Annotated in this window: 22 protein-coding genes and 5 pseudogenes; 11 read left to right on the top strand and 16 right to left on the bottom strand. The window is 69.4% G+C overall.

What is annotated here, in order from left to right; translation table 11 throughout:
• Window positions 1-18: 18 nt before the first annotated feature.
• A complete protein-coding gene (gene selD / locus H0I39_RS01700) occupies window positions 19-1,101 on the bottom strand; it encodes a selenide, water dikinase SelD (protein ID WP_180549350.1) in 1,083 nt (360 codons plus the stop codon).
• Between the two features lie 229 nt (window positions 1,102-1,330).
• On the opposite strand from selD, the gene H0I39_RS01695 reads away from it, so the two are divergent.
• Together H0I39_RS01695 and H0I39_RS01690 are read left to right on the top strand one after the other, a co-directional pair.
• Entirely contained in the window at window positions 1,331-2,683 is a 1,353-nt protein-coding gene (locus tag H0I39_RS01695; RefSeq protein WP_257645928.1) for a M16 family metallopeptidase, read from the top strand.
• A 330-nt stretch (window positions 2,684-3,013) separates the two neighbouring features.
• The gene (locus H0I39_RS01690; RefSeq protein WP_180549349.1) at window positions 3,014-4,297 is read left to right on the top strand and encodes a M16 family metallopeptidase; all 1,284 of its coding nucleotides are present in this window, start codon (window positions 3,014-3,016) and stop codon (window positions 4,295-4,297) included.
• A 547-nt stretch (window positions 4,298-4,844) separates the two neighbouring features.
• Here H0I39_RS01690 and H0I39_RS01685 read toward each other — a convergent pair.
• Entirely contained in the window at window positions 4,845-5,348 is a 504-nt protein-coding gene (locus tag H0I39_RS01685; protein WP_180551646.1) for a hemerythrin domain-containing protein, read from the bottom strand.
• A gap of 189 nt (window positions 5,349-5,537) precedes the next feature.
• On the opposite strand from H0I39_RS01685, the gene rsmD reads away from it, so the two are divergent.
• The 4 genes from rsmD to H0I39_RS01665 all read left to right on the top strand — a co-directional run bounded on the left by rsmD (window position 5,538) and on the right by H0I39_RS01665 (window position 7,475).
• Window positions 5,538-6,140: a 16S rRNA (guanine(966)-N(2))-methyltransferase RsmD gene (gene rsmD, locus H0I39_RS01680; RefSeq protein ID WP_180549348.1), complete on the top strand. Its 603-nt coding sequence runs from the start codon at window positions 5,538-5,540 to the stop codon at window positions 6,138-6,140.
• A 128-nt stretch (window positions 6,141-6,268) separates the two neighbouring features.
• A complete protein-coding gene (coaD, locus tag H0I39_RS01675; RefSeq protein ID WP_180549347.1) occupies window positions 6,269-6,772 on the top strand; it encodes a pantetheine-phosphate adenylyltransferase in 504 nt (167 codons plus the stop codon).
• A 32-nt stretch (window positions 6,773-6,804) separates the two neighbouring features.
• Entirely contained in the window at window positions 6,805-7,113 is a 309-nt protein-coding gene (locus tag H0I39_RS01670; protein ID WP_180549346.1) for a hypothetical protein, read from the top strand.
• A 131-nt stretch (window positions 7,114-7,244) separates the two neighbouring features.
• Window positions 7,245-7,475 carry a hexameric tyrosine-coordinated heme protein gene (locus tag H0I39_RS01665; protein WP_180549345.1) on the top strand — a complete coding sequence of 77 codons (231 nt, stop codon included), beginning with the start codon at window positions 7,245-7,247 and terminating at the stop codon, window positions 7,473-7,475.
• Between the two features lie 301 nt (window positions 7,476-7,776).
• Here the strand turns inward: H0I39_RS01665 and H0I39_RS01660 are convergent.
• Window positions 7,777-8,549 (bottom strand): annotated as a pseudogene (locus H0I39_RS01660) (ferredoxin--NADP reductase).
• A gap of 138 nt (window positions 8,550-8,687) precedes the next feature.
• Here H0I39_RS01660 and H0I39_RS01655 point away from each other — a divergent pair.
• Both H0I39_RS01655 and H0I39_RS01650 read left to right on the top strand, forming a co-directional pair.
• Entirely contained in the window at window positions 8,688-9,887 is a 1,200-nt protein-coding gene (locus H0I39_RS01655; RefSeq protein WP_180549343.1) for a CaiB/BaiF CoA transferase family protein, read from the top strand.
• A gap of 84 nt (window positions 9,888-9,971) precedes the next feature.
• Window positions 9,972-10,971, top strand: a pseudogene (locus H0I39_RS01650) (Bug family tripartite tricarboxylate transporter substrate binding protein).
• A gap of 522 nt (window positions 10,972-11,493) precedes the next feature.
• On the opposite strand, the pseudogene recJ reads toward H0I39_RS01650, so the two are convergent.
• Both recJ and H0I39_RS01640 read right to left on the bottom strand, forming a co-directional pair.
• A pseudogene (gene recJ, locus H0I39_RS01645) lies at window positions 11,494-13,191 on the bottom strand (single-stranded-DNA-specific exonuclease RecJ); the annotation flags it as partial.
• 100 nt (window positions 13,192-13,291) lie between these two features.
• Window positions 13,292-14,017: a phosphoglycerate mutase gene (locus H0I39_RS01640; RefSeq protein ID WP_180549341.1), complete on the bottom strand. Its 726-nt coding sequence runs from the start codon at window positions 14,015-14,017 to the stop codon at window positions 13,292-13,294.
• 286 nt (window positions 14,018-14,303) lie between these two features.
• Between H0I39_RS01640 and H0I39_RS01635 the strand changes: the two are divergent.
• The 3 genes and pseudogenes from H0I39_RS01635 (at window position 14,304) to H0I39_RS01625 (ending at window position 16,827) form a co-directional block, all read left to right on the top strand.
• Window positions 14,304-15,570 (top strand): annotated as a pseudogene (locus tag H0I39_RS01635) (lipoprotein-releasing ABC transporter permease subunit).
• A 141-nt stretch (window positions 15,571-15,711) separates the two neighbouring features.
• The gene (gene lolD / locus H0I39_RS01630; protein ID WP_180549340.1) at window positions 15,712-16,425 is read left to right on the top strand and encodes a lipoprotein-releasing ABC transporter ATP-binding protein LolD; all 714 of its coding nucleotides are present in this window, start codon (window positions 15,712-15,714) and stop codon (window positions 16,423-16,425) included.
• A gap of 78 nt (window positions 16,426-16,503) precedes the next feature.
• Window positions 16,504-16,827: a DUF1622 domain-containing protein gene (locus tag H0I39_RS01625; protein WP_308645734.1), complete on the top strand. Its 324-nt coding sequence runs from the start codon at window positions 16,504-16,506 to the stop codon at window positions 16,825-16,827.
• Between the two features lie 206 nt (window positions 16,828-17,033).
• Here H0I39_RS01625 and H0I39_RS01620 read toward each other — a convergent pair whose 3' ends face one another.
• From H0I39_RS01620 to H0I39_RS24675, 11 genes and pseudogenes are all read right to left on the bottom strand, one after another.
• The gene (locus H0I39_RS01620; protein WP_180549339.1) at window positions 17,034-17,237 is read right to left on the bottom strand and encodes a permuted SH3 domain-containing protein; all 204 of its coding nucleotides are present in this window, start codon (window positions 17,235-17,237) and stop codon (window positions 17,034-17,036) included.
• The gene (locus H0I39_RS01615) at window positions 17,238-18,218 is read right to left on the bottom strand and encodes an efflux RND transporter periplasmic adaptor subunit (RefSeq protein WP_180549338.1); all 981 of its coding nucleotides are present in this window, start codon (window positions 18,216-18,218) and stop codon (window positions 17,238-17,240) included. It abuts the gene before it with no gap.
• A gap of 20 nt (window positions 18,219-18,238) precedes the next feature.
• A complete protein-coding gene (locus tag H0I39_RS24540) occupies window positions 18,239-18,460 on the bottom strand; it encodes a PIN domain-containing protein (RefSeq protein WP_257645554.1) in 222 nt (73 codons plus the stop codon).
• Window positions 18,451-18,636, bottom strand: a complete 186-nt coding sequence (locus H0I39_RS24535; protein ID WP_257645553.1) for a PIN domain-containing protein — start codon at window positions 18,634-18,636, stop codon at window positions 18,451-18,453. Before H0I39_RS24535 ends, H0I39_RS24540 begins: the two co-directional genes overlap by 10 nt.
• Window positions 18,633-18,884: an AbrB/MazE/SpoVT family DNA-binding domain-containing protein gene (locus H0I39_RS01605; protein ID WP_180549337.1), complete on the bottom strand. Its 252-nt coding sequence runs from the start codon at window positions 18,882-18,884 to the stop codon at window positions 18,633-18,635. Before H0I39_RS01605 ends, H0I39_RS24535 begins: the two co-directional genes overlap by 4 nt.
• A gap of 54 nt (window positions 18,885-18,938) precedes the next feature.
• A complete protein-coding gene (locus H0I39_RS21310; RefSeq protein ID WP_308645733.1) occupies window positions 18,939-19,688 on the bottom strand; it encodes an ABC transporter permease in 750 nt (249 codons plus the stop codon).
• Window positions 19,685-21,301 carry an ABC transporter permease gene (locus H0I39_RS01600; RefSeq protein WP_257645552.1) on the bottom strand — a complete coding sequence of 539 codons (1,617 nt, stop codon included), beginning with the start codon at window positions 21,299-21,301 and terminating at the stop codon, window positions 19,685-19,687. Before H0I39_RS01600 ends, H0I39_RS21310 begins: the two co-directional genes overlap by 4 nt.
• Before the next feature lie 18 nt (window positions 21,302-21,319).
• Window positions 21,320-21,898 carry a DedA family protein gene (locus tag H0I39_RS01595; RefSeq protein WP_180549336.1) on the bottom strand — a complete coding sequence of 193 codons (579 nt, stop codon included), beginning with the start codon at window positions 21,896-21,898 and terminating at the stop codon, window positions 21,320-21,322.
• 1 nt (window position 21,899) lies between these two features.
• Entirely contained in the window at window positions 21,900-23,105 is a 1,206-nt protein-coding gene (locus tag H0I39_RS21305) for an HAD-IC family P-type ATPase (protein WP_308645732.1), read from the bottom strand.
• Window positions 23,106-23,233: 128 nt separating this feature from the next.
• Window positions 23,234-23,728: pseudogene (locus tag H0I39_RS24680) on the bottom strand (HAD-IC family P-type ATPase); the annotation flags it as partial.
• Between the two features lie 2 nt (window positions 23,729-23,730).
• The gene (locus H0I39_RS24675) at window positions 23,731-24,126 is read right to left on the bottom strand and encodes a P-type ATPase actuator domain-containing protein (protein ID WP_465264382.1); all 396 of its coding nucleotides are present in this window, start codon (window positions 24,124-24,126) and stop codon (window positions 23,731-23,733) included.
• Window positions 24,127-24,140 lie beyond the last annotated feature (14 nt).

Raw genomic sequence — 24,140 nt, 5'->3', positions numbered from 1 at the left:
GATCACGCGGCGTTCGGGTCAGCCCGAGGCCGCGTCGCGCACCACCAGCGGCGCGGTGCCCCGCGCCTCGACGCGCCCCACCACCGCCGCTCGCCCAAACCCCTGGCGCTGGAAGGTGGCCCGCACCGCATCCACTGCATCCGGCGCGCACGCCACCAGCAGGCCGCCGCTGGTCTGCGGGTCGGTCAGCAGGGCGCGTTCGGTGTCCGAAAAGCCGGCCGGCAACGAGACTTCGTCGCCATAGGCCGCCCAGTTGCGCCCGCTGGCACCGGTGACGATGCCGCGCGCGGCCAGCTCGCGCACGCCGGGCAGCAGGGGCACGGCGGGCCAGTCGATCTGCACCGTGACGCCGGCGCCGCGCGCCAGCTCCAGCGCGTGGCCGGCCAGGGCGAAGCCGGTGACGTCGGTGATGGCGTGCACGCCGGGCAGTTGCGCCAGATCGGGGCCGGCGGTGTTCAGGCGCGTGGTGCTGGCGATCATCTGCGCGTAGCCCTCGGCGTTCAGCTCGCCCTTTTTCAGCGCGGCCGAATACACGCCCACGCCCAGCGGCTTGCCCAGCACCAGCACGTCACCCACCTGCGCGGCGCTGTTTTTCTTCACGCGGTCGGGGTGCACCAGGCCCAGCGCCACCAGGCCGTAGATGGGCTCGACCGAGTCGATGGTGTGGCCGCCCGCAATCGGGATGCCCGCCGCGCGGCACACGCTGGCGCCGCCTTCCAGAATCCTGCCAATCGTCTCGACCGACAGCACGTTGATCGGCATGCCCACCACGGCCAGCGCCATGATGGGCGTGCCGCCCATGGCGTACACGTCGCTGAGCGCGTTGGTGGCGGCGATGCGGCCAAAGTCGAACGGGTCGTCGACGATGGGCATGAAGAAATCGGTGGTCGCCACCAGCGCCTGGCTGTCGTTGAGCTTGTAAACGGCGGCGTCGTCCGCGGTTTCGATGCCGACCAGCAACTCCGGCGGCACCGGCATTTGCGTGGTGCCGCGCAGGATGCTGGACAACACGCCCGGTGCGATCTTGCAGCCGCAACCACCGCCGTGGCTGAGCGAGGTGAGGCGGGGTTCGGCGGTCTTGGGGGAGGTAGAAGCGGTCATGCGATCGATTGTCGCGCATGCCTGTTGACTATTGAATCGATAGCTGCCCGCGCTTGATAGGCAAGCGCTGGCGCCGTAAAAGCGTCAGAATCGGCGCCCTGGCGCGCTCAGGCACACTCGCACCTTCAAGGAACGAATTTCCACCCCCGACTCTGTCTGCGGTCATGCATTTCAAACCTTCTCTTTCTGCGCTGCTGCTGGTCGCCAGCGCCTCTTTGCGTCCGCCGCGCTGTCACAACAACTGGCTCCGCCGGCAGCCGCTGCCAGCCCGGTCAGCCAATTCAAGCTGGCCAACGGCCTCACGGTGATCGTCAAGCCCGACCGCCGCGCGCCCACCGCGGTGCACATGCTGTGGGTGCGCGTCGGCTCGATGGACGAGGTGGACGGCGCCAGCGGCGTGGCCCACGTGCTGGAGCACATGATGTTCAAGGGCACCGACAAGCTGCAGCCCGGCGAGTTCTCGCGCCGCGTGGCCGCGCTGGGCGGGCGCGAGAACGCCTTCACCAGCATGGACTACACCGGCTATTACCAGCAGGTGCCTGCCAACCGCCTGGGCGACGTGATGGCGCTGGAGGCCAACCGCTTCGCGCACAGCCGCTACAGCGACGAGGAGTTCGCCAAGGAGCTGGAGGTGGTGAAGGAAGAGCGCCGCTCGCGCACCGAGGACAACCCGCGCGCCCTGATGTTCGAGCAGCTGCGCGCCACCACCTTCATCGCCTCGCCGTATCGGCGCCCGGTGATCGGCTGGATGGGCGACCTGGAATCTCTGACGGCGCAGGACGCGCGCGCCTTCTTCCAGCGCTGGTACACCCCGGCCAACGCCGCCGTGGTGGTGGTGGGCGATGTCGATCCGCAGCAGGTGCTGGCGCTGGCGAAGCAGCACTACGGCGGCATCAAGACCCACGCCGTGCCCACGCGCAAGCCGCGGCCCGAGCCCGAGCAGCGCGGCCTGCGCCGCATCGACGTGAAGGCCCCGGCCGAACAGGCGCTGGTGGCGCTGGCCTTCCGCGTGCCGCAGATGACCAGCCTGCAGCCCTCGCCCGACAACGACGACGCGCTGGCGCTGACCGTGCTGTCGGCCGTGCTGGACGGCTACAGTGGCGCGCGGCTCGACCGTGCGCTGACGCAAGGGCCCGACCGCGTGGCCGACAGCGCCAGCGCCGGCAACGGCCTGCTGGGCCGTGGGCCGCAGACCTTCAGCCTGGTCGGCGTGCCGGCGGCGGGCAAGACGGCCGCGCAGGTCGAGGCCGCGCTGCGCGAGCAGGTGGCGCGCATCGCCAAGGAGGGCGTGAGCGAGGCCGAACTGAACCGCGTGAAGACGCAGTGGGTGGCCAGCGAGGTCTACAAGCGCGACAGCGTGATGGGCCAGGCGCAGGAGCTGGGCCACTACTGGATCCAGGGCCTGCCGCTGGACGCCGATGCGCAACTGATCGAACGCCTGCGCGGCGTGACGGCGGCGCAGGTGCAGGCCGTGGCGCAGAAGTACTTCGGCGACGACCAGCTCACGGTGGCCACGCTGCTGCCGCAGCCGCGCGATCCGAATGCCAGGCCGCGTGTGGCGCCGCTGGATGCGCGGCATTGAGCCTTTCGTTCCCGGTTGTTTCTCCCTCGCCCCTCTGGGGAGAGGGCAGGGGTGAGGGACCGCTTCGCCTGCTGGCAACCATGACCTCACCCCAACCCTCTCCCGCCGGCGGGAGAGGGGTCTCATCAAGTGATCTCATGAATACTCTGAAAAAATAGCTGCTCGCGCTTGCTGGACGGTCGCCAGAGGCCAAAAACACCTTGACCCTGTGGGAGCGGGCTTGCCCGCGATGCAGCGCTTCGGTGCCAATCAACACCCCATCGCGGGCAAGCCCGCTCCTACAAAAAGAGAGCTTTCAGCGCCGTGTTGGCAGGCGCCGCAGGCTTGTTCATGCTGCACCCCGCCGTCGCCGCCATCCCCATCCAGCACTGGACTCAGCCCAGCGGCGCGCAGGTGTGGCTGGTCGAAAGCCCGGTGATCCCGATGCTGGACGTGCAGGTCGACTTCGATGCCGGCAGCCGGCGCGACCCGGCCGAACAGGCGGGCCTGGCCAGCGTGACCGCGCTGATGGCCGGCAAGGGCGTGGCCGCGCGCGACGGCCAGCCGGCGCTGGACGAGAACGCGCTGGGTGAGGCCTGGGCCGACCTGGGCGCTGCCTTCGGCGGCAGCGCCGGCAACGACCGCATGAGCTTTCAGCTGCGCACGCTGACCGACCCTGATCTGCTGCAGAAGTCGGTGGCGCTGGCCGCGCGCGAGCTGGGCGAGCCGGCCTGGCCCGACGACGTGTGGCAGCGCGAGCGCCAGCGCCTGTCGGCCGCCATCAAGGAATCGCGCACGCGCCCCGGCACCATCGCCGGCCTGGCCTACAGCGCGGCGGTGTACGGCAGCCACCCCTACGGCTACGAGACCACGCCCGAGTCGCTGGCCCGCATCGGCGTGGCCGACATGCGCGCGCGCTATGCCGACTTCATCCGCCCCTGCCGTGCCAAAGTCAGCCTGGTCGGCGCCGTCACACGGGCGCAGGCCGACCAGCTTGTGACGCAATTGCTGTCGCGCCTGCCGCAGGGCGGCGACTGCGCGCCGTTGCCCGCCGTGCCCGAGGTGGCGCCGCTGGCGGCGGCCAAGGACGAGCGAATCCCGTTCGCTTCGGCACAGTCGCACGTGCTCATCGGCCAGCCGGGCTACAAGCGCAGTGATCCGGACTTCTTCGCGCTGCTGGTGGGCAACCACATCCTGGGTGGTGGCGGCTTCACCTCGCGCCTGATGACGCAGGTGCGCGAGAAGCGCGGCCTGAGTTACAGCGTCTACAGCTACTTTGCCCCCGGCCTGCACGCGGGCGCCTTCACTGCTGGCCTGCAGACGCGCCCCGACCAGGCGGCCGAGGCGCTGGGCGTGGCGCAGAAAGTCATCGCCGACTTCGTGGCCAACGGCCCCACCGCGGACGAACTGCAGGCCGCCAAGGACAACCTGATCGGCGGCTTTCCGCTGCGGCTGGACGGCAACCGCAAGCTGCTCGACAACGTGGCCAACATCGCCTGGAACAACCTGCCGCTGGACTACCTGGAGCACTGGACCCAGCGCGTGGATGCCGTGACGGCCGACCAGATCAAGACCGCCTTCCAGCGCGTGCTGCAGCCGCAGAAGATGGTGACGGTGGTCGTGGGCGGGCAGTGAAGGGTGCGCGCCCGCGCTGCGGGCACGACGCATCCATCAGCAGGTGTTGGGGAGTATGTGCCTTCAGCGCCTGTCGTTCGGGCGCTGTCGGGTTGGCACATGGGGAGTATATGATGGCCATGGCCTTCCAGACGCGCCATCGCGGCCAAGGCCGCTCCACACAGCGCAGGAGCGGTGGATGGGACAGCCAGGCGCCCGAAGCGGCGGCGCAGGGCTCCCTCTCCCGCTTGCGGGAGAGGGTTGGGGTGAGGGCGGCAGCGCATCGCCTGAAGCCGGCGCCGTCACGATGCCTGCGGCATCGCCCTCACCCTGGCCCTCTCCCCTTCGGGTGGAGAGGGAGGTCAGGGTTCATGCCCACGTGCTTTGCTTGACCAACAAGCACCGAAGCCGCGGCCCCGGCCCCGGCCCCGGCCCCAAGGCGCTGCGCAGCAAGCGCCGCCCCCACATCCGATGGCCGCGGAGCAGGCCGCGCCAGAACGCCGTGGCCGGGGTCTCCCCGGCCACCAGCGTTGTCCCCTCGGGGAAGCCGCGCAAGCGGCTCAGGGGGTTAAATGTGCCCCAAGAATATTGGCTGGTGCCGCATGTGCAGCGACAAGCCCAGCGCCGCCATGTGGTCGCTGTTGCGGCCCAGGATCTTCTCGGACAGTGGCAGGAACTCCAGTTCCTCGAAGCGCGCGTGCGCCTTGTACTGCGCCACCAGGCTGGCGATGGCCTGCGGGTCGATGTCCACCGCCTGGCCCTTGGCCACCTTCTTCAGCTGCGGCTCCAGCGCGTTCCACTGCTTCTCGATGTCGCGGTGCTCGCGCGTCAGCGCGTCGATCATCTGCTTCACCAGCGCGCGCTCCTCGCCCGGCGCGCTGCTGCCCAGCACGGCGGGGAACAGCTCGCGCTCCTCCTCCTCGTGGTGCTCGAACGCCGCCGCGCGGAAGAACTTGACGATGTCTTCGGCCACCTCGCGCGCGCGCTGCGCCGGCGCCAGCAGCGCGGGCAGTTCGCCGAACGTGTCCAGGTGCCGCACGATACCGGCGTGGCACTGCGAGAAGTTGTTCAGCGGCTCGTCGGTATCGACAGGAGGTGGGCGCCTGGCTCATCGGGGTCTCCAAGGGTTCGTGTGTGTGCTTAGCGTAATCCACGCCGCGCCATCCGGGGCAAAGACAGTGCGCCGCATGATGCCATTGCTTGACCCAGGTCAGGCCCGGCAACGCCAGGCCATGGGCGCGGCGGCGGTCACAATCGCCCCATGCCCCGCCGCCCAGCCCCATCCACGCCCCGCCGCACGGCGCCGCTGCCGCAAGAGGTGCGCATCATCGGCGGCCAATGGCGCCGCACGCGCCTGCCCGTGGCCGATCGCCCCGGCCTGCGCCCCACGCCCGACCGCGTGCGCGAGACGCTGTTCAACTGGCTGGGGCAGGACCTGGGCGGCTGGCAGGTGATTGACGTCTTTGCCGGCACCGGCGCGCTGGGCTTCGAGGCCGCCTCGCGCGGCGCCGCCGAGGTGCTGATGGTGGAGCAGGACGCGGCACTCGCCGCCGGCCTGCGGGGCTTGAAGGACAAGCTGAAGGCCGACGCCGTGCGCGTGCAGCTCGGTGACGGCGTGGCGGCGCTGAACGCGCAGGCGCCGGGCAGCGCCGACCTGGTGCTGCTCGACCCGCCGTTCGACGCGGCCGCGCTGTTCGCCCCCGCGCTGGCCGCCGCCGCGCGCACCGTGCGGGCCGATGGCTTCGTCTACCTCGAAGCGCCCCAAGCCTGGGACGATGCCGCGCTGGCCGAAAGCGGCCTGCGCCTGCACCGCCACCTGAAGGCCGGCGCCGTGCACGCGCACCTGCTGCGGCGTTCCGCATAATCGCCCCCAGGTTTTCATGTAGGAGCGGCGGAAGCCGCGATCAGGCAGTTTCTTCGGACGAAGCGCTGCTTCGCGGCTTCCGCCGCTCCTACCAGGCCAGGCCAACGTCCGCAGGAGACACACCACCCATGAGCCGCCACGTCATCGCCGTCTACCCCGGCACGTTCGACCCCATCACCCTGGGCCACGAGGACATCGTGCGCCGCGCCGCCGGGCTGTTCGACCAGGTCATCATCGCCGTTGCCATGGCGCACCACAAGAAGACGCTGTTCACGCTCGACGAACGGCTGGCGCTGGCGCGCGACACCGCCAGCCGCTACGACAATGTGAGCGTCGAGCCCTTCGACGGCCTGGTGCGCGACTTCGTGGTCGATCGCGGCGGCAAGGTGATGGTGCGCGGCGTGCGCGGCGTGACCGACTTCGACTTCGAATTCGGCCTGGCCGGCATGAACCGCAACCTGGCGCCCGACGTGGAAACCATCTTCATGACCCCCGCCGCCACGCTGCAGGCCGTCAGCAGCACGCTGATCCGCGAAATCTCGCAGCTGGGCGGCGACGTGGCACCCTACGTGGCGCCGCTGGTGCTGGAGCGGTTGCTCGCCAAGCGCTCGGACGCGCAACGGTCTCGGTAACCCGTATGCCGGCTGACCTCCGCATCAGCGCTTTGCTCATCAGCCTGTGCGGCGGCTATGTGCTGCCCATCGGATTCTTCTTTCTCGTAGGCATGCTGATTGCGAGTCTTTCGGGCGCCACCACTTTCCACAATCTGTGGCTCAGCCTGGCGATCAACGCTGCGCTGTTGATCTGCCCTTTTGGCGCGGGCTATTGGGCCGCGCGGCTGGCGCAGACGAGTCCTTTGCTGCATGGCTTGCTGGTGTCGCTGATGGGTGCCTTGCTCATCTCGCTCATGACGAGGCCCTACAGCGTCAACACGCTCCTTTTTCTGCGCTTTGGTTTTCCGCCCTGGGCGTGACGGGCGCATGGTGGTGGCGCCGGCGCGCGGCCCAGTCAACACGGGTTGATGGAAGCCTGACCAATTGACCTTGCCCGGGCTGATGGGATCGGATCGCGCCCATCATGGCCTCTCACACACAGGAGGTCACGATGAGCGACATCTGGTTGAAATCACTGATCACCGCGACGCCGCAGGAAGGCTTCGAGCTGGCGATCACGCTGAGCCGACGCGGCGTGAAATACACGCAGCCCGACGGCGAGGTGCTGCACAGGCTGCGGGCCGAGTACGCCAACTCGGCCGACGGGCTGACGGCGGCATCGCAGGTGATCGCCGTCAACTTTCAGACCGTGGCGGCGGCCAACAACTACTGGCGCGGTTAGCGCAAGAACATCAAAAAGCCTGATCAGTAACCAGCCTCAGGCAGCGTTGTGGGAGCGGGCTTGCCCGCGATGAGGCGCCTCGTCGCCACCCACGCTGGATCGCGGGCAAGCCCGCTCCCACACCACGGATGCGGTCCGCGCTTCACTTGGGACTTACTGGATGATCAAGCAAAAATGATAGCTGGCCGCGCCGGTCACCAAACGATTTCAAAGGATTTTGGCTTGAAACCGTTGCAGGCACTGCGCAAGCCACTATCAATACCGAAGCGAGGTCCATGAGCAGACCCGCGCCGCGCGGGCTTTACTGCTCCACGAACGCCCGCTCCACCACGAAGTCGCCCGGCGTGGTGGTGTTGCCTTCGTTGAAGCCGCGCGCTTCCAGCACGGCCTTGATGGACTTCAGCATCTCGGGGCTGCCGCACAGCATCACGCGGTCGACCTGCGGATTGAGCTGGGGCACGCCCAGGTCGCGCGCCATCTGGCCGCTTTCGATCAAGTCGGGGATGCGGCCCTGCGTGGGGAAGGGCTCGCGCGTTACCGTGGGGTAGTACTTGAGCTGCTGGCTCACCATCTCGCCCAGAAACTCGTGCTTCGGCAGCTCGTTGGTGATGTAGTCGCGGTAGGCCAGCTCGCTGACCAGGCGGCAGCCGTGCACGAGGATCACCTCGTCGAACTTCTCGTAGGTGTCGGGGTCGCGGATGATGCTCATGAACGGCGCCAGGCCGGTGCCGGTGCCGAACATGTACAGCCGCTTGCCGGGCACCAGGTAGTCGATCAGCAGCGTGCCCGTGGGCTTGTGGCCGACGATGATGCTGTCGCCCGGCTGGATGTGCTGCAGGCGGCTGGTCAGCGGGCCGTCCTGCACCTTGATGCTGAGGAATTCCAGCGTCTCTTCGTAGTTGGGGCTGACGATGGAATAGGCGCGCAGCAGCGGCTTGCCGTTCACGCGCAGGCCGATCATGGTGAAGTGGCCGTTCGAGAAGCGCAGGCTCTGGCTGCGCGTGGTGGTGAAGCTGAACAGGCGGTCCGTCCAGTGGTGGACGGTGAGAACTTTTCGTCGTCGAAGGCGGCCATGGGCTGAAGGCGCGCGGCAGGCGCGGCAGACAAATGGGGAAACCCCGTATTGTCGCATCGGCGCTTAGACGGATCGCGGCATTAGCTTATGCTGAGTCATTTTGGCGCGGCCGGGCTGGCCGTATCTTCGCGAAACACATGAACGCTTCTCTTCCTCTCTCGGGCCTGCGGGTGCTCGATCTGTCGCGCGTGCTGGCCGGCCCGCTGGCCGCGCAGGTGCTGGGCGACCTGGGCGCCGACGTGGTCAAGGTCGAACACCCCGCGCGCGGCGACGACACGCGCGACTGGGGCGTGCGCACCGGCGCGCGCAACAGCGCCTACTTCAACAGCATGAACCGCAACAAGCGGTCCATCACGCTCGATCTGCAGCAGCCCGAGGGCCAGCGCATCGCGCGCGAGCTGGCGCTGCAAAGCGATGTGGTGATCCAGAACTTCAAGTTCGGCGGCACGGCGAAGATGGGGCTGGACTACGACACCCTGGCCGCCGCCCATCCCGGCCTGGTGTACTGCTCGATCACCGGCTACGACCCCACCGGCCCCGAGGCCGCGCGCCCCGGCTACGACCTGGTGGTGCAGGGCGAAACCGGCCTGATGGGCCTGAACGGCGAGGAGGGCCAGGCGCCGCTGAAGTTCGGTGTGGCCATGGTCGACCTGTTCACCGGCATGTCGGCCGGGCAGGCCATTCTGGCGGCGCTGTGGGCGCGCGAGCGCAATGGCCAGGGCCGCCACGTGCAGCTGTGCCTGCACGACTGCGGCATCATGCTGTCCGTCTACTACGGCATGGAGGCGCTGATCCAGCAGGCCGATCCGCCCAAGTACGGCAACGCGCACCCGTCCATCGTGCCCTACGGCGTGTTCGACGCGGCCGACGGCCCGCTGGTTGTCACCGTGGGCAACAACGCGCAGTTCCAGCGCTTCTGCCGCGACGTCATCCAGCGCCCCGAGCTGGCCGAGGACGAGCGCTACGCCACCAACGCCGCACGCTCCATCCACCGGCACGAGCTGCTGCCGCTCATCAAGGCCGAGCTGGCCCGCCGCCCGCGCCACGACCTGCTCGAGGCGCTGGCCCAGGCCGGCATCCCCTGCGGCGAGGTGCTGGGCGTGATGGAGGCGCTGACATCCCCTCGCACGCAGGCCGCTGGCGGCGTGCTGCAGACGCAGCTGACCGACGGCACCCCCGTGCCGGTGCAGGCGCCGCCCTACCGCTTCGAGGGCGCGCGCATGCCGGTGCGCCTGCCGCCGCCCATGCTGGGCGAGCACACCGCCGCCGTGCTGCATGAGCGCCTGGGGCTGGATGCCGCCGGTGTCGACGCCCTGCGCGCAGCCGGCGTGGTGTGAGGTTTTTGATTGATTTCGGCCGCCAGTGCCCACCCAGCAAGCGCCGGCAGCTCTTTGTTTTGTAGTAAACAGGAGACCTGAGACATGCACAAGCCATCGACACCCTCGCGCTTCACCGTCACGCGCCGCAGCGCGCTGGTGGCCACCGGCGCCTTGCTGGCCGGCGTGGGCGCGCGCGCAAAGCTGGCCCACCAAGCCCATCAAGCTGGTGGTGCCCTGGCCGCCCGGCGGCCCCACCGACACCGGCTCGCGCATCACCGCGCAATACCTGGGCGAGCGCCTGGGCCAGACGGTGGTGATCGAGAACCGCCCCGGCGCCTCCGGCTCCATCGCCTACCAGCAGGTGCTGAAAGCCCCCGGCGACGGCTACACCTTCGTCATGCTGGCCACGCCCACCATGCTGGCGCCGCACCTGTACAAAAGCGCGCAGTTCCACCCCGTCAACGACCTGCTGCCCGTGGGCATGGTGTACGACCTGCCCATCGTGCTGGTCGTCAACGCCGCGTCGCTGCCCAAGGTGACCGACCTGGCCGGCCTGATCACCGAGGCCAAGGCGCGTGCCGGCAAGCTCGACTACACCACCGCCGGCCCCGGCAGTTTTGGCCACCTGAGCATGGAGCTGCTCAAGCAGCAGGGCGGCTTCCAGGCGCAGCACATCGCCTACAAGGGCAGCGCTCCGGCCATGAACGACCTGCTGGGCGGCCAGGTGCCGGTGATGTTCTCCGACCTCGTCGCCGCGCTGCCGCACATCAAGAGCGGCAAGCTGCGCGCGCTGGCCGTCGGCTCGCCCAAGCGCGTCAGCATCGTGCCCGACGTGAAGACCGTGGCCGAGCAGGGCTTCACCGGCTTCGAGGCCGTCTCCATCGGCGCCATGATGGCCCCCAAGGGCACGCCCGCCGCCGCCATCGAGCGCATGACCACCGAGCTGAAGGCCGTGCTGGCCATCAAGGAAGTGCAGGACCGCCTGGTCGGCGCCGGCTGCTACGCCGGCTACCGCACGCCGCAGGAAACCGGCCGCTACGTCACGGCCGAATTCGACAAGTGGGGCAAGGTCATCAAGGACAACAAGATCCTGGTGGAGTGAGCGCCGCCGCGGCGCTGCGGCGACTTCGCCAGCTGGGGGAAGGCAGGGATGGGGGCCGCACCTGCCGTGGCGCATGCGGCGCGGCCCTCACCCGGCCCTCCCCAGCGGGGAGGGTGAATAGGGGGTATCTGCCTGCAGAGCTTGTTGGACAGGCGCTGGCGGCCTGAATATAGAGGGGTATGTGGCTTCGGCAGAGCGAGCGTTGCCGTCACGCTGTGACTCCTTCCCCCTCTGGGGAAGGCAGGGATGGGGGCAACTCCTTGTCGTGGTGCATGCGGCGCGGCCCCCACCCCGGCCCCCACCTCGGCCCTCCCCAGTGGGGGAGGGTGAATAGGGAGTATCTGCTTGTAGCGCTTTCTGAACGGGCGCTGGCGGCGTGTTTATGAGGGAGTATGCGTGTCTCCCTGTCTTTGTGGGAGCGGCCTTGGCCGCGATGCAGCGCTGCCACCCCCACGAAGCCCATCGCGGCCAAGGCCGCTCCCACAAAAGCCCCACCCGCCACGCACGCGCAGGCTCAGCCAGCGACCCCTCCACCAACAGCCGCACGCGCCGCACGCCCTGCCATTCGTCCGCCTCCAGCCGGAAGGCCAGTTGCGCCCGCGCCGGCAACGGCTCGGTGTGGCCGAACCAGATGCCGTCCACCGGCTGGCCCTGGTGGCGCAGCTTCAGCGCCAGGTGCTTCTCGCCCACCAGCCGCTGGCTGATCACTTCCACCTCCTCGCTGAACACCGGTGGCGCAAAGCCCTGGCCCCACACCTCGCGGTGCAGCGTGTCCACCATGTCGGGGCGGCGGTATTCGGGCGGCAGGGGGCCATCGGTCTCCAGCCGGCGCGTCAGCGTGGCGGCGTCCAGCCATTCGGCGGCCACCTGCTGCAGCGCCTGCTCGAAGGTGTCGAAGTGTTCTTCGGCAATCGTGCAGCCGGCGGCCATGGCGTGGCCTCCGAACTTAGACAAAACGCCCGGGTGGCGCTTGGCCACCAGATCCAGCGCATCGCGCAGGTGAAAGCCGGGGATCGAGCGGCCCGAGCCCTTCAGCTCGTGCTCGCGCCCTGGCGCGCTGCTGGCGGCGAAGACGAAGGTGGGGCGGTGCAGCCGGTCCTTCAGCCGCGCGGCGACGATGCCGACCACGCCTTCGTGGAAGTCGGGGTCGAACACGGCGATAGCGCTGGGTGGTTCATCCTCGACATCGAACAGCCCCTCGGCGATCTGCATGGCCTGCTCGCGCATGCCGCCCTCGATCTCGCGCCGCTCGCGGTTGATGCCGTCGAGCGTGCGCGCCAGCTCGTCGGCGCGCGCCGCGTCGTCGGTCAGCAGCAGTTCGATGCCCAGCGTCATGTCGGCCAGGCGGCCGGCGGCGTTGATGCGCGGGCCCAGGGCGAAGCCGAAATCGAAGGTGGTCGCCTTCTGGCTTGCGCGGGCAGCTACGGAAAAAGAGCGGACAGGCCCACCGGCAACTGCCCGGCGCGGATGCGCTTGAGGCCCTGCGCGACCAGGCGGCGGTTGTTGGCGTCGAGCCGCACCACGTCGGCCACGGTGCCCAGCGCCACCAGTGGCAGCAAGGCATCGAGCTTCGGCTGTGTGGCCTGGTCGAAAGCGCCCCGTTGCCGCAACTCGGCCCGCAGCGCCATCAGCACGTAGAACATCACGCCCACGCCGGCGATCGATTTGCTCTCGAAATCGCAGCCGGGCTGGTTGGGGTTGACGATGCAGTCGGCCGAAGGCAACTCGCTGCCCGGCAGGTGGTGGTCGGTCACCAGCACCTTCAGGCCCAGTTCGCGCGCGCGCGCCACGCCCTCGACGCTTGCGATGCCGTTGTCCACCGTGATCAGCACGTCGGCGCCTTGGGCCGCCACGCGCTCGGCGATGGGCGGTGTGAGCCCGTAGCCGTCGACCACGCGGTCGGGCACCAGATAGCTCACATGCTGCGCACCCAGCAGCCGCAGGCCGCGGATGCCCACGGCGCAGGCGGTGGCGCCGTCGCAGTCGTAGTCGGCCACGATGCACAGGCGCTGTTGCGCGGCGATGGCATCGGCCAGCAGCACGGCGGCTTCTTGCACGCCTCTCAAGCCCGCGGGCGGCAGCAGGCGCGCCAGGCCGTCGTCCAGCTCGTCGCGGCTGGTCACGCCGCGCGCCGCGAACAGGCGCGCCAGCAGCGGGTGCACGCCGGCCTGCTCCAGCGCCCAGGCGGCGCGGGGGAACGTCGCGGATTTCAATCTTCATGGAAGCGGGTGGTTTTCTTGTGGGAGCGGCCGTGGCCGCGATGGGGCGCACCGTTCGTATCCGCCGCTCATCGCGGGCAAGCCCGCTCCTGCATCAATATTCATAGCTGCTCGCGCAGACTGGATAAGCGCTGGGGGCTGAAAAGGCTTGAAACCCTGAAGCCCAGCCCGGTGCCGCGCTTCAGCGTGATGGCGCGGCGGGGGCCGCACAGGGTCAGGCGCACGTCGGCGCCCGCGGCCAGTTGCTGGGCGAGCTGCGCCACGCTGTCGGCGTCGATGGCCTGCCACGCTGCCTGCCAGGCGGCGAGGTCGGGCGTGGCGGCGGGGGCCAGGCGCGCATCGACCTGCACGGCCGGGTTGGGGGCGATGGCGTGGTCGAGCACGCCCGCGCCTTCGGTCCACAGCGCGTTCACCGGCGGCTGCCGAGCCTGCTCGCGCGCATCGTTCACGGGCTGGGTGTAGAGCAGCATCTGCAGCTCGTTCTGCAGCCGGCGCAGGTGCGCGCTTTGTGCGGGTGTGGGCGCGTGCGACAGCACCTCGCGCGTCAGCGGCTGCTGCGCGGCGCGCGCCATCGACCAGGTGGTCAGCCCGCGCAGCAGCTCGCCCTGCGCCAGCCAGGCGTCGGGGCGCTGGTAGGTCAGCGTCAGGCCGTCTTCCTGCAGCAGCGGCTGCACGGCGGCCAGCAAGGCGCGCGATTCGGCTTCGGTCAACAGCAGTTGCTTGGGCGGCAGCAGGGTGATGTGGTCCATGCCCAGCTGCCAGTGGCAGGGCCGCAGCCAGGCGCAGGGCGTGCCGAGGGTAGCGGTGTCGAACGCCGCCCACGGCACCTGGCCGGGCGCGCCGGGCAGGCCGTGGGCGTGGGCCAGGGCGCGCTCGAGGGGGTGTCGGGCGCGTCGTCGTCGCAGGTGAGGGTGTCGCTGACCTGCAGACGCCTGAGCAGCGCCTCTAGCCGGGGCAGCGGCGGCAGCGCGGGCAGGGCGCTGCCTTCGGGCAGCAGGGGTGGGCGTCGGCAATCAGCAGGTGAAAAGTCTCGGGCACGGCCGGATTGTGGAGGATGCGAGAATTGCCCCCTTTGCCTCCAGGCCCGTTCCGCGCGCCCTGCCACCCGATCCCATGTCCCTGTCCCAACGCTGGCCTTATGAATTGCTGCTCGGCTGGCGCTACACGCGCGCCGGGCGGGCGACGCGGCGCAACGGCTTCATCTCGTTCATCTCGGCGGCGTCGATGCTGGGCATCGCCCTCGGCGTGGCGGCGCTGATCATCGTGCTGAGCGTAATGAACGGCTTTCAGAAGGACGTGGCCGGCCGCATGCTCAGCGTGATCTCGCACGTCGAGGTGTTCTCGCCCGATGGCGGCGCGCTGCCCGACCCGGCCCGCACACTGACCGAGGTGCGCCAGCACCCGAGGTGATCGGCGCCGCGCCTTTCATCGGCGCGCAGGGCCTGCTGGCGCGCGGCGAGACCATGCAGGGCGCCATCGTGCGCGGCATCGACCCGGCGCTGGAGCCCAACGTGACCGACGTGGCCGCCGAGATGCGCGACACGCTGCTGCCCAAGCTGGTGCCGGGCGAGTTCGGCATCCTGCTGGGCAGCGACCTGGCGCGCAAGCTGGGCGTGGGCGAGGGCGACCAGGTGACGCTGATCGCGCCCAGCAGCCAGGTCACGCCCGCCGGCGTGGTGCCGCGCCTGAAGCAGATGACGGTGGTGGGCACCTTCAGCAGCGGCCACTACGAATACGACTCGGCACTGGCCATGCTGCACATGGACGACGCCGCGCGCATCTTCCGCCTGGAGGGGCCGACGGGCATTCGCCTGAAGCTGCGCGACCTGCACCAGGCGCGACAGGTGACTGACCAGCTGGCCGGCAGCCTGAGCGGCCATCTGTTGCTGCTGGACTGGACGCGCCAGAACCGCACCTGGTTCGCCGCCGTGCAGCTCGAGAAGCGCATGATGTTCATCATCCTCACGCTGATCGTGGCCGTGGCCGCGTTCAACCTGGTCAGCACGCTGGTGATGACGGTGCAGGACAAGCGCGCCGACATCGCCATTCTGCGCACGCTGGGGCGAGCCCGGCCAGCATCATGAAGATCTTCATCGTGCAGGGCGCGCTGGTGGGCGTGATCGGCACGCTGGCGGGGCTGGCGCTGGGGCTGCTGATCGCCTTCAACATCGACGTCATCGTGCCCTTCCTGGAAGGCGTGTTCCGCGCCAGCTTCCTGCCCAAGGACATCTACCTGATCAGCAAAATGCCCAGCGACCCGCAGGCCAGCGACATCGTGCCGATCGCGGTGATCTCGCTGCTGCTGGCTTTCGTGGCGACCATTTACCCAAGCTGGCGCGCCAGCCGCGTGAATCCCGCGGAGGCTTTGCGCTATGAGTAACGGCTCCCCCTGAGCCGCTCACGCGGCATCCCCGGAGGGGACAACGCTGGTGGTCGGGGGACCCCGACCACGGCGTTCCGGCGTGGCCTGCTCCGCGGCCGCCAGAAAGGGCTTGCTGCGCAGCCCTTGTGAAGGGTTGCTATGAATTCAGAAGCTGTCCACGCGTATTCTGCAAGTGCCAAGGCCGTATTGGAAGCACAGGCCGTCACCAAGCGTTTCCACGAAGGCCCGCTCGACGTGACGGTGCTGCACGGCGTCGATCTGGCGGTGAACGCCGGCGAAACGCTGGCCATCGTGGGTCAGTCGGGCTCGGGCAAGAGCACGCTGCTGCACCTGCTGGGCGGGCTGGACGCGCCCACCACCGGCAGCGTGCGGCTGATGGGGCATGATTTTTCCGGCCTGTCGCCCGCCGCGCAGGGCGCGCTGCGCAACACGCACCTGGGCTTCGTCTACCAGTTCCACCACCTGCTGCCCGAATTCAGCGCGCTGGAGAACGTGGCCATGCCGCTGTGGATTCGCCGCCAGTCGCGCGAAGAGGCCGCCAGGGTGGCCGAGCGCATGCTGGGGCAGGTGGGCCTGGCCTCGCGCGTGCACCATCGCCCGGCCGAGCTGTCGGGTGGCGAGCGCCAGCGCGTGGCGATCGCCCGTGCGCTGGTCACGCAACCGGCCTGCGTGCTGGCCGACGAGCCTACCGGCAACCTGGATCGCGCCACCGCCGATGCCGTGTTCGCGCTGATGATGGAGCTGGCGCGCAACCACGGCACCGCCTTCGTGCTGGTCACGCACGACGACGCGCTGGCGGCGCGTTGCGGCCGTGCGCTGCGGCTGGACCGGGGCCGGCTGGACGGCGCCTGAGGCGCGAGCAGGAGGCTTCGTGATGACCGAATCCGCACCGTCATCGAGGCCGTCGGCATCGTCATCGACGCCGCCGGCGTGCTGGCCATCGTGGTCGGCCTGCTGGTGGCGGCGGTGCGCTATGCCACCACCGGGCGTGCACGCGCCGACGGCTTTCGCATGCTGCGGCAGGACCTGGGACGCGGCATCCTGCTGGGGCTGGAGATCCTGATCGCCGCCGACATCATCCGCACCGTGGCCATCACGCCCACGCTGGACGGCGTGCTGGTGCTGGGCGTGATCGTGCTGATCCGCACCTTTCTCAGCATGGCGCTGCAGGTGGAACTGGAAGGGCGCTGGCCCTGGCAAAGCCGCGCGGACGGGCGAGACCGCGACTCCCGTCAGGACGATTCGCTACGGTAACGATAGCTGTTCGCGCAGTCTGGACGGGCGTTATAGGCACTTTTTGTTGATCATCCAGACGTCGCGGATGCGGCGCGGAGCGCATCCGCACTGTGGGAGCGGGCTTGCCCGCGATCAAGCGCTCGTGGGGGCGAGGCGCCTCATCGCGGGCAAGCCCGCTCCCACAACAGTGTCCGAGACTGGTGGCTCATCAAGCACTTCTTCCATCAAGGCGCGCTGATCCGCGTGCCGTCCACGATGCGGTCGTCGGGCTGCACGATCACGCGCTGGCCCGCGTCCAGCCCCTCCAGCACCTGCGCCGCCGTGGCCGAGCGCAGGCCGATCTTCACCGGCGTGCGCCGCGCCTTGCCGCCTTCCAGCCGGTACACGGCCCAGCCGTCGCCCGTGCGGAACAGCGCGCTGCCGGGCACTTACAGCACGTCAGCTTCGCGCTGCACGATGAATTCGACCTCCACGCGGAAGGCATCGCCCAGCGCGGCCCACTGCTCGCGCGGGGTGTCGAAGTCGAGGATGACGCGCGTGCGCTGCTCTTCCACGCCCAACGCCGACACCTTGGTGTAGCCGCCGGGTTCAATGCGGGCGATGCGCGCTTGCAGCACGCCTTCGCCGCCCCAGCGCAGCATGCGCGCCGGCAGGCTGGGCGCCAGCCGCACGGCGTCGGTCGACAGCACCTCGGCCTCGATCTCCAGCAGCGCCGGATCGCCGATCTCCATCAACACCTGGCCGATGGGCACGGGCGTGGCGCTTTCCACCGGGCGCTTGAGCACGCGGCCAGCCACCGGCGCGGTCACCGTGAGCACCTTGGCCGTGCCGCTGGCGCGCCCCTCGTCGGCCAGCAGGGCGCGCGCGGCGTTCACGCGCTCGGTGGCGGCGCGCTCGTCGGCGTGGGCGGCGGCGAGTTCAGCGCCGGTCGAGGTGGCGCGGGCGCGGGCGTTGTCCAGGTACTCCTGCGACACGGCGCCGGCGCCCTGCAGCGTCTGCGCGCGGCGCAGGTCGGTCTGCGCCAGCCGGTCGGCGGCCTGCGCGGCGCCGATGCGCTGACGCACGGCGGCCAGTTGCGCCTCGGCGCCGCGTAGTTCGGCCTGCGCCTGACTGCGCGAGCGCGGGTCAAGCAGTTGGCTGGTGGCCGGCTCGATCTCGGCCAGCACCTGGCCGGCGCGTACCGCGTCGCCCGGCTGCAGCGCAATGCGGCGCACCATGCCGGCCACCGGCGCGGTGACCACGTAGCGCTGTTTCAGCCGCGTCTTGCCTTCTTCCTGAAAGCTCACTTCCAGCGGCCCGCGCGTGACGGTCGCGGTGCTGGCCAGCTGCACCGGCTCGCGCATCGCCGCCCACGCCAGCACGGCCAGCGCCACGGCGGCGAGCAGCCAATAAATGGTCTTGCGGGTCATGGGTTGGGGTCTTGATCAGGTCAGTCCAGCAGGCGCGCGGCCTGTCCTTGCTGGGTCAACAACGCCACGGCCTGGCGATCGAAGGACACAAAGGTTTCGCCGCCCAGCCATTCGCCTTCGTAGGCCATGATGCCGTCGGCGAAGTCGCCGCCCGCCTCCAGCACGGCCAGGCCAGCCTCGACGGCGGGACGGTTCATCACCACGTTGCCCGCGCCAAGCAGGTCGCGGATGGTCAACGCCACATCGGCGACGGACAGCTTGGCCCCCGGCGCAGCACCCATACCAAGTCGCACAGGCAGGGCAGGGACACAGCGATCAGCGACGCGCTTCTCAGCAGCGTGGCGGCGGCTTCGCCCTGGCTGGCGTCATCTTGCAGCACGGCACGCACCAGCACATTGGTGTCGACGGAGATTTTCACGGCTCGCCCGCCCAGCCGGCGGCGGCGATGTCGTTCATCTCGTCGATGGTCAACGGCTTTTTCAGCCTGCCCTTGTGCCGGCCGATGAAGCTGTCGATGGTGCCGGCCGGCCGTGCTGCCCGCAGGCGCAACTCGCCGCCCGGCAGCTTGTCGAGTTCGATGCGCTCGCCTGGCTTGAGGCCCAGGTGCTGCAACAGGTCGCGCTTGAGGGTGACTTGGCCCTTCATGGTGATGCTCAAAGAGGTCATGGCGGTGCCTTTGATGAATGCAATGAATATTTTAATTACCTGGGTGCTCGAACGCTACTCGCGCGTCTTCAGCACGCCGATCATGTCGAGCTGCCGGATGCGCCAGTACACCGCCAGCGACGACAGCACGGCGCTGACCACGGTAACCAGCGCGACCATCGCGTAGCCCGAAGCCGTCAGCACCACCGGCACGCGGTTCGAGTCCGACTGCATGCCCTGCGCCAGCAGCCACGCCAGGCCGTAGCCGGCGGCAAAGCTGAGCGGGATGGAGATCAACACCAGCAAGGCCAGCTCGCCCAGCAGGATGTAGGCCACTTCGTTCTGGGTGAAGCCCAGCACACGCAGGCTGGCCAGCTCGCGCCCGCGTTCGGCCAGGGCGATGCGCGCCGAGTTGTAGACCACGCCGAAGTTGATGATCGCGCCCATCAGCGCAGCCATCCAGCTGAACAGGCGGGTGGTCTGCGCCAGCGTGTCGTAGAACGAGTTGATGGCGGCCAGGCGCGACTCGGCCCCGGCCACGCGCGGGCGGCGGTCCAGCTCGTGCAGCACGCGGGTCTGGGCTTCGGGGGCCACGGTGAGCAGCGCGCCGCTGATGACGTCGCCATCGCCCAGCGCGCGGTTGAGGGCGTCCAGATCCATGTAGGCGCGCAGGCCCAGGAACTCTTCCACCAGCTGCGTGACCGGCAGTTCCAGCCGCTTCTGCCGGCCTTCGAGTACTTCCACCTGCACCCTGTCGCCCACGCCCACGTGCAGGCGCTTGGCCAGGTAGTCGCCGAGCACCACGCCGCCGGGCGGCAGCGTCACGCGGCGCATCTCGGTGTCGACCGGGCTGCGCAAGGTGCTGCTGGGGGCAGGCCTTCGATGCTGCTGAGCACGTGGTGGTTTTCATGGCGCAGGCGCACCGCCACCGTGCGGATGCCTTCTGCATGCTGCACGCCCGGCAGCGCGCGCAACTCGTGCGCGGCCTGGCGCGAGCTGGCTTCGATGAAGGTGACCGACAGGTCGTGCTGCTGGCCGAGCCGGAAGGTGTGCTCGACCATGAAGTTGATCGAGCCGGTCTGAAAGCTGGACATCAGCATGATGCCGCCGGCCAGCGCCAGCCCGATGATGGACATCAACGCCATGCCGGGCCGGCGCTCCAGCTGGCGCCAGATGATGCGCGTAGGCTGCGACAGCCAGCGCGTCAGGCCCAGGCGCTCCACCAGCGTGCGCCTGAAGCGCTCCGGCGCGGGCGGGCGCATGGCCTGCGCCACCGGCTCGCCCGCGGCGGCAAACACCGCATAGCCGGTGCCAGCCAGCGCCGCCAGCAGGCTCACGCCGGCGCCCAGGGCCACCACCGGCAGGCCGATGGAAAAGTGCAGGAACGGAAAGCGGAAGTTGGCCTGGTACAGCCCCGCCAGGTGGGTGCCCAGCCAGGCGCCCAGGGCCACGCCCAGCACGGTGCCGAGCGCGCAGATCAGCGTGACGATCAGCCCGTAGTGCAGCGCCACCTGCAGCGTGCTGTAGCCAAAGGCCTTGAGGATGGCCACCTGGTCGCGCTGCATGCCGATCAGGCGCTTGAACACCACGTTCAGCAAGAAGGCGGCCACGCCCAGGAAGATGGCCGGAAACAGCCGCGCCATGGTGGCCAGCTGCTTGAACTCGTCGTTCAGGATGGCGGCCGACTGCTGCTCTGACCGGCCCACCGCGCCGCGGCTGCCATAGCGCGCCAGCGTGCGGTCGATGGCGTCGATCACCTCGCGCTCGTTGGCCCCGGGCACCAGCGTGGCGGTGAGCTGGTTGAAGGCGCCGTCCATGTTCAGTGCCGCCTCCAGCGCGCGCCGGTGCGCCCACACGATGCCGAAGCGCTTGTAATCGGGCAGCATGGCGCCGGGCTTGACCTGGTACAGGTACTCGGGTGAAACCGCGATGCCGACTATGGTGAACCATTGCGAGCGCCCGTACACCGTGGCGCGCAGACGGTCGCCGGGCTTCAGTCCGTGCGCCTGCGCAAAGGCGTCGCTGATCAGCACCTCACCGTGCGCAAACGGGGCCAGCATGCGGCCGGCACGCAGGTACAGGCGGTTCTGCAGCGGCTCACCGCTGTCGGGCAGCGACAGCACCAGCGCTTCTGCCGGTTCGCCAAAGCGGGGCACCTGCAGCTTGCCGCTGGTGATCACGCGCATTTCCACCTCGGCCACGCCGGGCAGGGTGGCCACACGCTCGGCCACATGTTCAGGCGCGCGCTTGACCTGCGCCCACACGTCGGAGAAGCGGTATTGCTGATACAGCAGCGCCCGCGTGTCGCGCAGCGATTCGAGCGTGGATTGCGACATCACCAGCATGGCAATGCCCGAGGCGATGACCAGCGCGATGGCCAGCGCCTGCCCGCGCATCAGCCACAGATCGCGCAGCGCCTTGCGGTGTATGGCTTGCATCGCGGCGTCGCTCCTGCCCTAACGACCCTGCCCAGGCCCGGCACCGCGCCGCGCGCGCCGGCGCGACCACAGCGCGTAGCCCAGCGCCACCACGATCACGCCCAGTGCCAGCCAGCCCTCGTAGTGCTGCGCCTTGCCCAGCAGCGCCTGCGCCGCCTGGCCGAAGAACCAGCCGAGGCCGGTGAGCAGCACGGCCCACAGCACGGCGCCCAGGGCGTTGAACGCGGCAAAGCGCGTCCAGGCCATGCCGCTGGCGCCGATCAGCACCGGCCCGGCGATGCGGAAGCCGTACAGAAAGCGCACCGAGACCACCACCCAGGCGCCGTAGCGTTGCAGCCAGCCATCCAGCCGCTGGCGCTGTGCCGCGACCTGCGGCCAGCGCGCGAGGATCTGCGGCGCGAAGCGCCGCCCCAGCAGAAAGAAGGCCATGTCGCCCGCGAAACCTGCCGCCGCCGCCACGGCCACCACCACCGGCCACTGCAGGTAGCCGCGGTGCGCCGCGAAGCCGGCCAGCAGCAGCACCGTCTCGCCTTCCAGCAGGCAGCCCAGCGCGACGGCCCAGTAGCCGTAGGTGCCGATCAGGGCGGCCAGGTCCATGTCAGGCAGGCGCGCCTTGGCGCTGCGCCAGGCGGCGGTAGAACCAGCGCTTGACGATCTCGACCAGCACCAGGTAGACGATCATCAGCCCCGCCAGCAGGCCGAAGAACTCGGGCGGCAGCGGCGTGAAGCCCAGCATGCCCGCCAGCGGCGTGAAGGGCAGGACCATGGCCACGCCCACGATGCCCAGCGAGGTCAGCAGCAGGGCCGGGTGCGGGCGGCTGGCGAACGGGCTGCCGCGCGTGCGGATGACGAAGATCACCAGCACCTGCGTGGCCAGCGATTCGACGAACCAGCCGGTGTGAAACAGCGTCTCGTCCGCATGAAGCACCTTCAGCAGCAGCCAGAAGGTCAGGAAGTCGAAGATCGAACTGATCGGCCCGATGCAGACCATGAAGTCGCGGATGAACGCCATGTCCCAGCGGCGCGGCCGGGCCAGGTCCTGCTCGTCCACATTGTCGAGCGGGATCGGCAGCTCCGACAGGTCGTAGAGGAAGTTGTTGAGCAGGATCTGCAGCGGCAGCATCGGCAGGAAGGGCAAGAACAGCGTGGCCGCCGCCATGCTGAACATGTTGCCGAAGTTGGAACTGGTGGCCATCATGATGTACTTCATCACGTTGCCGAAGGTGCGCCGGCCCTCGCGGATGCCGGCGTAGAGCACGTTGAGGTCGTTCTCGAGCAGGATCATGGCGGCGGCCTGCTTGGCGACATCGACCGCGCTGTCCACCGAGATGCCGACGTCGGCGGTGTGCAGCGAGGGCGCGTCGTTGATGCCGTCGCCCATGTAGCCGACCACGTGGCCGCGTGCCTTCAGGGCCAGCAGCACGCGGTTCTTCTGCTGCGGGTTGGCGCGTGCGAACAGGTTCACGTCTTCCACGCGGGCGCGCAGCGCGTCGTCGTTCATGGCACCGATCTCGGCGCCGGTCAGCACGCCGGTGACGGGAATGCCCAGCTCGCCGAACACGTGGCGCGCAACCTGCTCGTTGTCGCCGGTGATGATCTTCACCGCCACGCCGCTGGCGGCCAGCGCCTGAAGGGCGGGTTTGGCGCTGGCCTTGGGCGGGTCGAGGAAGGCGGCGAAGCCGGCGAGCACCAGCTCGCTCTCGTCGTCGACCACGGCATCGACCAGCGTCTCGGGCTCGCGCTTGGTGGCCACCGCGAGCACGCGAAAGCCGTCGGCGCCCAGCCGGTCGAACAGCGCCCGCACCTGCGCCTGCGCTTCGGTATCGAAGGTTTTGGCTGCTGGCGCCCGTCTGGCGGGCGCAGGCAGCTATCGCATTCATAGTGCGTGCACAGGCGCAGCACGTCTTCCGGCGCACCCTTGACGATCAGCAGGCGGTCAGCGCCACGTTCCACCAGCACCGACACGCGGCGCCGCTCGAAGTCGAACGGCACTTCGTCGATCTTGGTCCAGCCGCTCACGTCGATGTGCTGGTGCGCGAGGATGGCGTCGTCCATCGGGCTCTTCAGGCCGCTCTCGAAGAAGCTGTTCAGATACGCCAGCTCCAGCACGCGGTCGCTCTCGTTGCCCTGCGGATCGACGTGCTTTTCCAGCCGGATCTTGGCCTCGGTCAGCGTGCCGGTCTTGTCGGTGCACAGCACGTCCATGGCGCCCATGTCCTGGATCGCGGTCAGCCGCTTGACGATCACCTTCTGCGCCGCCATGCGCATGGCGCCGCGCGCCAGCGTGACCGAGACCACCATCGGCAGCAGCTCGGGCGTCAGCCCCACCGCCAGCGCGACGGCGAACAGAAAGGATTCGAGCAGTGGCCGGTGAAACGCCACGTTGACCAGCAGCGTGAACAGCACCAGCAGCAACGTGAGCCGCATGATCAGCAGGCCGAAGCGGCGCGTGCCGATCTCGAAGGCGGTGGGCGGCGGCGGCTTTCCAGGCTGGTGGCGATCTGGCCGATGGCGGTGCGCTTGGCGGTGCGCATCACCAGCGCGCGGGCCGAGCCGCTGACCACCGAGCTGCCCATGAAGATGGCGCTGTCGGCTTCCGCATCCCAGGCCGCGTCGTCTGTCGGCGCGCCGGCGTGGCGCTCGACGGGGTAAGGCTCGCCGGTCAGCAGCGCCTGGTTGACGAAGAAGTCCTTGGCCTCGAGCACCTGCGCGTCGGCCGGGATCAGGTCGCCCGCCGACAGCAGCACCACGTCGCCCGGCACCAGTTCGGCGGCGGGCCGCTGCTGCGGCTGGCCGTCGCGCAGCACCTGCACCTTCAGCGCCACCTGCGTGGCGAGCT

Source organism: Ottowia beijingensis (assembly GCF_013423955.1).
In the GTDB taxonomy this organism is placed as follows: Bacteria; Pseudomonadota; Gammaproteobacteria; order Burkholderiales; family Burkholderiaceae_C; genus Ottowia; species Ottowia beijingensis.
The sequence above is the reverse complement of the archived record's forward strand: the minus strand, read 5'-3'. Positions and strand labels throughout refer to the sequence as shown.

What these genes read in the sequence shown, in the direction of transcription:
- coaD (WP_180549347.1), top strand. Translation starts at nt 6,269, where the DNA reads ATGAGCCGCCACGTCATCGCCGTCTACCCCGGCACGTTCGACCCCATC.
- H0I39_RS01615 (WP_180549338.1), bottom strand. Translation starts at nt 18,218, where the DNA reads ATGACCCGCAAGACCATTTATTGGCTGCTCGCCGCCGTGGCGCTGGCC.
- H0I39_RS01605 (WP_180549337.1), bottom strand. Translation starts at nt 18,884, where the DNA reads ATGACCTCTTTGAGCATCACCATGAAGGGCCAAGTCACCCTCAAGCGC.
- rsmD (WP_180549348.1), top strand. Translation starts at nt 5,538, where the DNA reads ATGCCCCGCCGCCCAGCCCCATCCACGCCCCGCCGCACGGCGCCGCTG.
- selD (WP_180549350.1), bottom strand. Translation starts at nt 1,101, where the DNA reads ATGACCGCTTCTACCTCCCCCAAGACCGCCGAACCCCGCCTCACCTCG.
- H0I39_RS01595 (WP_180549336.1), bottom strand. Translation starts at nt 21,898, where the DNA reads ATGGACCTGGCCGCCCTGATCGGCACCTACGGCTACTGGGCCGTCGCG.
- H0I39_RS01600 (WP_257645552.1), bottom strand. Translation starts at nt 21,301, where the DNA reads ATGCAAGCCATACACCGCAAGGCGCTGCGCGATCTGTGGCTGATGCGC.
- H0I39_RS01655 (WP_180549343.1), top strand. Translation starts at nt 8,688, where the DNA reads ATGAACGCTTCTCTTCCTCTCTCGGGCCTGCGGGTGCTCGATCTGTCG.
- lolD (WP_180549340.1), top strand. Translation starts at nt 15,712, where the DNA reads ATGAATTCAGAAGCTGTCCACGCGTATTCTGCAAGTGCCAAGGCCGTA.
- H0I39_RS01665 (WP_180549345.1), top strand. Translation starts at nt 7,245, where the DNA reads ATGAGCGACATCTGGTTGAAATCACTGATCACCGCGACGCCGCAGGAA.
- H0I39_RS01690 (WP_180549349.1), top strand. Translation starts at nt 3,014, where the DNA reads ATGCTGCACCCCGCCGTCGCCGCCATCCCCATCCAGCACTGGACTCAG.